The organism is Sodaliphilus sp., from assembly GCF_045598405.1.
In the GTDB taxonomy this organism is placed as follows: domain Bacteria; phylum Bacteroidota; class Bacteroidia; order Bacteroidales; family Muribaculaceae; genus Sodaliphilus; species Sodaliphilus limicaballi.
The window spans coordinates 1-7,182 of record NZ_JAZLLZ010000013.1; the positions used below are offsets into that span (position 1 = coordinate 1).

The following is a 7,182-nucleotide window of genomic DNA, read 5'->3' on the forward strand; positions in this document are numbered from 1 at the left end:
ATATTCAGAATGCTCTCAAAATACAAGAAGGTGCGAACAGAGAAGGATGGCCAATGGGAGGATATCACAAAGCTCAAATACATAGAGGAACTAACCACGTTCCTTGATGTATAGGGTCTGAAAAACGGGTTTCTTTAATTATGAGTACAAGCAATCTTCCCAACATCAGCATCTGCGAATCCGCACAAGCCATCACCTCGATGCTCGCGGACAAGGTTTACCGCATCTTTGACTGCATCAACAAAGCCGGTTTTGATAATTCGGAGTGGGGTCTGGTCGAATACGTCGATACAGTGAACTACTTCGGCAGCAAGGAACACGAGAATCTTAACGGCAAGTTTGTCTATATCTGGGCTGCTCCCGAGGACTTTGAATATCAGCCCGAACTGAATGCAATCGCTCCTGATTACATCCTTCACACCGATGACGAGAGCGAGATCCGCCTATACGAGATTGACTGATGTCACTTGCCATCAACACAAAAGCCGGCTCATTGAGTCGGCTTTTTGTTTGGAATTATTTAATAATAACCCATTGGCCAGTTTTGCGCCCCCCAATTCGAGATATAATCCCCTTTTTTTGCATAACTTGCAAGTCTCGCTTTATAGTAGCATCTGACACCAGGAGCTTTTGGGTCAATTCTTTTCTTGAAACATTTGGGTTTTGCTCTATTATGTTTAATATATTTAGTTGTCTATCTGTTAATTCCGCGTGTGCGACTTTTGGGTCATTTATTGGGTCATTTATTGGGTCACTTTGACCTTTTATTGCCGAGTTCCTTTCAAATGTCACACGAACACCACCTTGTATTGCTTCAAAAATAGGATTATTAATTTTTGCATTCTTAAAGCCTGAACAAATCTTCTCAATACCTCGTCCCCATGACTCAATGAATCCCGCAGCAAGGAATACTCCTGCAATGCTCAGGTTGCGTGGATACGATGAGTGTTTCTGCATGAGTTTTTCAGCAGTTAGTGTGTCAGGAAGTTCGCCATTATTCCACAACTCAATATGGTCGTTATAAACCCTCATTTGAATAGGCACTCCGCTATATTGTTTGTGGATAATTGCGTTGTAAATAATTTCTCGTAAAGCTTCCTCGGGTATTTCGAGGTCTTCGATTCGCTGCATACCAACATAACGAATGGGGTTGCGGAAATACTTAGTACGCAAGGCCTAAATCACTTTGTCTGCCATTTGAAGAATGTTTCCCTCAATGATGTCCTGGAAGATAAGGTCAGTATCATCGGCACCGAAACTACCTATCTTAAATTGAACGCCAGGGAAATAATACTGTGGGTCTTTGCCAAACATGAGTACCGCTGCGTTTTTTAGTTTCCCGTCAGGGGTAAGCAATCTGAAATTCTCGAGAACAGTTTGTGTGCTTTCGTTCTCCAAGTCCGAGCTTATACGTCCAGATTCTATACCTTTACGCAAGAAATATTCTATGGCTTTGCGGTCAACGAAATCAATTGTCGCATCAGTAGACGCAATGTCATCCCAAGACAAACCGTTCTTTTTCAGCAAGAAGTATTGCAGGCTTGTTCCTTTAAGCACTTGTTTTGTGGCACCAGAACGCACGTGATACTCTCCCTTGAAAGAGATGGGGACATTGCTTGCCTCAACTACAATCTCGAGATATTCCTTGCCGTCTTCGGTCAAAAGATTGATGTCACAGACCAGGCCGAGGACTGTTACAATCTTGTTGGGAATATCTTCAAGTAGTCTGTGGCTGTTAGACACGCCAACGACCTCACCTTTGTCGTTCACTCCGATGTAGAGTTTACCTCCCTGTGAATTTGCAAAGGCGCATATCCAGCCAAGGTATTCGTCACGCCAAGATTCTTTGTATTCTATGTTCTGGTTCTCTGCCATATCGTTTGCTATTTCTGTTGCAAAGTTACTAAAAAAACATCACTTAGAGGCGATTTGAGCCGTAAAACTGCGTGGCGGGCTTGTCTTTTCTCCTTGTTTATTTGGGTAATAACTTTGTGCCATAGAAATTTGATTTACTATGGCAAAACAGAAATATAACCTACACCTGAAAGGCTATGTCGGGGGCTGTGACTTCGACCGCGACTACGTCGACTACATACTCGCCCAGAACAGCGAGAAGCCTGTGTCGGTGCTCATCGACTCGCTTGGCGGTTCGCTTGCAACTGCGCTGAGCATCGCCTCGTCGTTCAAGGCACATGGTGACGTGGCAGTCCACTTCGCAGGGATGAACGCTTCGGCGGCAACCATCGCTTCGCTCGGTGCCAGCAGCATCTCAATGGACTCGTCGGCAATGTACCTCGTCCACAAGTGCAGCAGCGAGTTCTTCCAGTACGGCAACCTAAATGCCGACGACATCGCAACTCTCATCAAAGACCTCAAAGCAACCAAGCGTGACCTCGACAAACTTGACGCTAACATCGCCGAGATGTACGCCGCCAAGTGCAAGAAGCCCGCTAACGAACTGCTTGACTTGATGAAAGCGGGCGGCTGGCTCACCGCTAAGGAAGCGCTTGAATGGGGTTTCGTGGACGAAATCACTGACTTTGAGGACGAGTCCGCTCCCAAACTCACCGATGCCGTAGCTTCGGCAATGGCTTCGGCAGGCATGCCCATACCCAATGTGCCTATGGCTGACGAGCAGTCCGCTTTCGGCAAGTTCCTCGCTGCCATCGCTGAGTTCTTCAAACCCAAGGCTGTCACAGCGGAAGTTCAGGAAAATCAAGAACAAGAATCTAATCCAAATATTGTTGAACAACACACACCTATAATTACTATGCACACTTTCACAAACCTTTGCACCCTGCTCTCTGTCGAGAACATGGCGGCAACCGACGGCAAGATTACTCTGTCGGTTGAACAGATGCAGGCTATCGAGGACGCTGTTACCGCTGCACGTCAGCGTGAGCAGGATCTCGTTGCCGAAGTCACCCAGCTTCGCGAAAAACCCGGCGAGGACACTACAACCGTGGTGAACAACGGCAAGAGTCCTCAACAAGAGGAGAAGAGCGATGTCGAGAACTTTGTTGACACAGTCAATAGCGCACGCTCGCTCTACAACATGCTCCCCAAAGTATAAGCAAGCCAATCTTTAATCATTCATCTTTTATCCTTAATCTATATTATCATGGCAGGAAAATTGACATACACTCTCGCCGATTACCAGGAAGCAGCAGCCAAATGGCGCTAAGACCTGCTGATGCTCCCAATCATCGGCATTCAAGACACCCTCCAGTACATGACTGGCCGTCCTGGCATCCGCTACAAGGAACATGTGGCTGAGATCAACGGCAATGCCCAGTTCGGTCCCTACAAGCCAGATAGCGGATGTGTTGCGTGATAAACCAATCAACCATCGCCTGATGACTGACTGCGTGAACACGATACGCCGCTATCCCGATTCGTTCCCCGAGTGGCACAGATCTGCTACCGCAGAACTGTACACTCCGAAAGTTTTCAAAAATAAAAAGAAGAATAATGGATATTGGTTCTGATTTTTTTTACTAACTTTGCGGATATTAATAACCAAAAAATTATTATTATGGATCCAATACTAGGAATTTTACTATTTGTTTGGGGGGTATTAAATATTATTTTGTTCTTTAAAATTTGGGGAGCAACAAATAATATTAAGAAAATTAAGGAAAAGTATGTTGATTTTGTCGAGCCTTCTTCCTTGGAAAATCTTCGTTCGCTTCATCTACAAGGACGAGACGAAGAAGCTTATGCCATTCTAAATAAAGCAATTTGTTTCAGAATAAACGAGATTTTATCAACAACTATTTTTAAAAATGGATACATTAATGGTGAGTTTTCTCATAGTGCAGATGCTTTGGTAATGAATGATGAAGGCAAAAAGTTATCTCGTAATGATTACTTTGCTATAGAATTAAACAAAGTTGTTGAAGAATTCATGCCACAATATAATAGTATAGGAAGAGAGATGCCTGAAACAATAAAAAAAGCTACATATAAGGATTTAATAAATTTTGGTCAGAAAATGGATTAAAATAGATTAAACTCTGTCTTTTACAGCATAGAGCCGTTTAGGTACTTTTGTGGTACTTAAACGGCTTTCTTTATGCAACAAACTATCAATCTCACTTTCCCGAAGAGTTGGGGTGAACTGACGGACAAACAACTGCTGTTCCTGTTCACTTTGCTTGCGGACGGTTATCCGGCAACTGACATCAAAGTCAAATGCCTGTTGAAATGGACTGGCACCAAGGTTATTGGGTGTATCGAAGGCAAACACTTGCTTCGTTACAGAAAGCAGCTCCGCGGACGCGCCGTGTCAAGACAGTCTTCCTTGCCATGCGACATGCCATTGACGATATGGACGCAAGGCAGGAGTGCATCGATACCATGCGTGAACTGTTCCGCCAGTTCATGAGCGTGCTTATACAGGAGCGCACGAAACTGGAACAGCACTGCATCTACCTTGACCCGCGCATCACTTTCAACGAGATCGACCGCTATTTCTTCAGCGGCTGTGCCTGCTGTTACTTTCAAATAGCCATTGACATTTTCACTGACCTGCGGTACAATGAAAATGAATGGACGATTTGAAAGTTGGTTATTGGTTATAGGTTATTGGTTATTGAGTTTTTGCTCGAACGACTTTCTCAATCCGCTCAAGAGTTTAGAAACATTGAAAGATGTGTGCTTGAGCGCATTTAGTTGCTCTTGCGAGATATATCCCAAATCAGCAGACAGTTGCAGTTGGCAGTACACTTCCATCAATGAACCATAGGCAATTTCAAGCGAAAATCGGGCGGCAAAACGCTTAACATGCTCTTATTGTGTACTTTATCACTAAAATTATGTACAAGTTTATGTACAAGTTTATGTACAAGTGTCTGTACAAGTCGGCCAAAATGTACAAGTATATGTACAAGTGTTTGTACAAGTTTTACCCCAAAAAGTCGATTTTGGGCCAATTTTGGCACCCTGTACAAGTAAATGTACAAGTATTTTTAAGCGAAAAGTGTAGTTTTTTGAACATAATTCAGCATCTTCACCTTTTTTTTTAGGCAAAAACGCGCGGATTTTCTAAGAAAAAAGGTTAGTAACCTATTGATTACCAACCTTTTGTTTTGTGGTCGGGATGACTAGATTCGAACTAGCGACCCCACGCCCCCCAGGTTTATCTTTTAGCGGTTTAATTGCTTGTTTAACAATTAAATATATACTCTCTATTTCTCATGCGCATGCGCAAGTGCATGCACATCATTTTTTGCGTTCTAATTCGTGTATTCTCTCTTCAAGTTGAGCAAGTCTGATATTTTGGCTTTCTATGATTGAAAGCATTCGTTCCACTATCTTAGATGATATTTGATCCTCTTTAGGCGGACGACCAGGCTTGTTCCTTGTTTTTTCTACACGATACTTCTCTAAATCCTCAATTCCATAGATTTCCTTCAACCTTTCAATGAAATAGTCGGGCATGTTTACCTTGCCCGTTTCCATTTCAGAGATAAAGCTTTGCTGATACCCGGTTTTCTCTGCCAATCCCTTCTGGGTGTCGTGATGCTCCTTGCGGATTGCCTTTAGGTTGTAACTACTCATGACGATTCTATTATACCTTAATTAATAAAAGACGACAAAATTTTTCGCCTTTTGGTAACAAAAATCTTAAAATATCTTATGATAATTATAAGATATTTATTATCTTTGCGCCATATTTTCTTTTTGTCAGTGACGCTATTAGCGAAGATTGACAATGCAAAAGTATAAAAAAAAATTATATGTTACAACAATTATTATAACTTTTATTAAAAAAATTATAAGATAGCGATATGGAAAGCTTTTATGAAATCTATGAACGGCTTAAAGCCGAGCCTACTCCAGGCGCAAAATTCGTCTCTGTTATAGCACAAGTTTGTAACAGGAAAGAATCAACAGTAAGAAAATGGCTTGCTCGAGAAACCAACCCTGACACAAATGTTCAGATTATCCTTGAGAAATATTTGGAAACACCTAAGGAAACACTCTTTCCTGACATTTTTAAGTGAGATTAGCTATGATAAAGAATGAACCAGACGTGGCTCCCACTGCAAGGTATTCCATTGATGAAACATGCAAGATACTTGGTGTGCATCGCAATACATTGAGGAAATATACCCAAATAGGAGCAATTAGATGTGGATTCCGTAGAGTGAATTCTCGAAAATTCTATCTCGGAAGTGAGATAAAAAAACTATGGGCGGCAAAATGGTGATTGTATGGATAACGCGGGATGGATAAAGTTACATCGCAGTATTGTCTATCACTGGATATGGTCGTCACCCAAACACTTCCAACGTTGGGTCGACATGTTATTTATGGCTTCATGGACTCAAAAGAAAGTAATATACAACACGAAGCAAGTAACACTTAAAAGGGGACAGTTTGCGACATCAAACAGAGACCTCCAAAGGCGTTGGGGCACCAATGCCAAAGGCGTGATTCTGTTCTTGTCCACACTCTCATGTGATGGTATGATTAAAGTTGAAAAAAACAAGTTCATGACAATTATCACTATATGCAATTATGATAAATTTCAGCCACTATTTTCTAATGGAAATGATGTCGAAATTGGCACTGAAAACCATGATGAAAATATATCTGTATTGGATGATAATGGGCAACGCAAAAGGCAACACAATATAAAGAATATAAAAAATAAAATAAATAATTCTCTCTCTCTTTCGCGTGAGAATTCTGAAAAAATTTTTGAAGAAGTTAAGGGCAATGATAAGTTCTGGGAAGATTGCTGCAGATCTCTATCTTCGGATAGAGCCGTAGTAGAATCTCTACTTAATGCGTTTTATAGCGCAAAAGTCGATACAGATGAATTCCCTGATTCTTATTCGAAATTCAAAACTTATTTCTTGAACTGGGCGCGAACTCAAATAAACAATAAATCTAATGGAGCAAAACAAAAAACAGGCAATAGTGCCCCCGAAGATAAATACAGCACTCGTAGGGGAACTGACCCGGGAAGTCTTGGCAAGCAGGACTTCAATTCCGATTTTTAGAATCAATCTTTCTGCAGAAATAGTATATACCTTAATTCCGCAGCACTTTTGTTAACAATTTTTATAATATCCTGAGCAACAAAAAGTTGCCCAAGATTTGGTCATGTCGGTGATTTCACTTAATTTAGTGCGGCAAATAAAACCAAACGAACCACCAACACGACATCGA

13 protein-coding genes are annotated in these 7,182 nt (G+C 41.7%); 9 read left to right on the top strand and 4 right to left on the bottom strand.

Going from position 1 to position 7,182, the window contains the following annotated elements; genetic code table 11:
- Positions 1–140 precede the first annotated feature (140 nt).
- On the top strand, positions 141–461 hold the full coding sequence (locus ACKI3C_RS01385; RefSeq protein ID WP_407401284.1) for a hypothetical protein: 321 nt from the start codon (positions 141–143) through the stop codon (positions 459–461).
- Positions 462–516: 55 nt separating this feature from the next.
- Here the strand turns inward: ACKI3C_RS01385 and ACKI3C_RS01390 are convergent, their stop codons facing one another.
- Both ACKI3C_RS01390 and ACKI3C_RS01395 read right to left on the bottom strand, forming a co-directional pair.
- Complete coding sequence (locus tag ACKI3C_RS01390) at positions 517–1,173, bottom strand: ATP-binding protein (protein WP_407401286.1); 657 nt, start codon at positions 1,171–1,173, stop codon at positions 517–519.
- Positions 1,174–1,176: 3 nt separating this feature from the next.
- Positions 1,177–1,875 (bottom strand): helix-turn-helix domain-containing protein, encoded by a 699-nt coding sequence (locus ACKI3C_RS01395; RefSeq protein ID WP_407401288.1) that lies wholly within the window; start codon positions 1,873–1,875, stop codon positions 1,177–1,179.
- Between the two features lie 139 nt (positions 1,876–2,014).
- Between ACKI3C_RS01395 and ACKI3C_RS01400 the strand changes: the two genes are divergently transcribed.
- The 5 genes from ACKI3C_RS01400 (at position 2,015) to ACKI3C_RS01420 (ending at position 4,563) form a co-directional block, all read left to right on the top strand.
- Positions 2,015–3,073 (top strand): Clp protease ClpP, encoded by a 1,059-nt coding sequence (locus tag ACKI3C_RS01400; protein ID WP_407401290.1) that lies wholly within the window; start codon positions 2,015–2,017, stop codon positions 3,071–3,073.
- A gap of 120 nt (positions 3,074–3,193) precedes the next feature.
- Positions 3,194–3,334 carry a hypothetical protein gene (locus ACKI3C_RS01405; RefSeq protein WP_407401292.1) on the top strand — a complete coding sequence of 47 codons (141 nt, stop codon included), beginning with the start codon at positions 3,194–3,196 and terminating at the stop codon, positions 3,332–3,334.
- A gap of 22 nt (positions 3,335–3,356) precedes the next feature.
- Positions 3,357–3,488, top strand: a complete 132-nt coding sequence (locus tag ACKI3C_RS01410; protein ID WP_407401294.1) for a DUF6712 family protein — start codon at positions 3,357–3,359, stop codon at positions 3,486–3,488.
- 47 nt (positions 3,489–3,535) lie between these two features.
- Positions 3,536–4,003, top strand: a complete 468-nt coding sequence (locus ACKI3C_RS01415; RefSeq protein WP_407401296.1) for a hypothetical protein — start codon at positions 3,536–3,538, stop codon at positions 4,001–4,003.
- Between the two features lie 191 nt (positions 4,004–4,194).
- Positions 4,195–4,563 (top strand): hypothetical protein, encoded by a 369-nt coding sequence (locus tag ACKI3C_RS01420; RefSeq protein ID WP_407401297.1) that lies wholly within the window; start codon positions 4,195–4,197, stop codon positions 4,561–4,563.
- Between the two features lie 21 nt (positions 4,564–4,584).
- Here ACKI3C_RS01420 and ACKI3C_RS01425 read toward each other — a convergent pair whose 3' ends face one another.
- The gene (locus tag ACKI3C_RS01425) at positions 4,585–4,752 is read right to left on the bottom strand and encodes a four helix bundle protein (RefSeq protein ID WP_407401307.1); all 168 of its coding nucleotides are present in this window, start codon (positions 4,750–4,752) and stop codon (positions 4,585–4,587) included.
- A 471-nt stretch (positions 4,753–5,223) separates the two neighbouring features.
- The gene (locus ACKI3C_RS01430) at positions 5,224–5,562 is read right to left on the bottom strand and encodes a helix-turn-helix domain-containing protein (protein WP_407401299.1); all 339 of its coding nucleotides are present in this window, start codon (positions 5,560–5,562) and stop codon (positions 5,224–5,226) included.
- A 230-nt stretch (positions 5,563–5,792) separates the two neighbouring features.
- Here ACKI3C_RS01430 and ACKI3C_RS01435 point away from each other — a divergent pair, with 230 nt between their 5' ends.
- The 3 genes from ACKI3C_RS01435 to ACKI3C_RS01445 all read left to right on the top strand — a co-directional run bounded on the left by ACKI3C_RS01435 (position 5,793) and on the right by ACKI3C_RS01445 (position 7,013).
- Positions 5,793–6,008, top strand: a complete 216-nt coding sequence (locus ACKI3C_RS01435) for a hypothetical protein (RefSeq protein WP_407401301.1) — start codon at positions 5,793–5,795, stop codon at positions 6,006–6,008.
- A gap of 8 nt (positions 6,009–6,016) precedes the next feature.
- On the top strand, positions 6,017–6,214 hold the full coding sequence (locus ACKI3C_RS01440) for a helix-turn-helix domain-containing protein (protein ID WP_407401303.1): 198 nt from the start codon (positions 6,017–6,019) through the stop codon (positions 6,212–6,214).
- 103 nt (positions 6,215–6,317) lie between these two features.
- Positions 6,318–7,013, top strand: coding sequence for a hypothetical protein (locus ACKI3C_RS01445; RefSeq protein WP_407401305.1), 696 nt, complete (start codon positions 6,318–6,320; stop codon positions 7,011–7,013).
- The last annotated feature ends 169 nt before the right edge of the window (positions 7,014–7,182 follow it).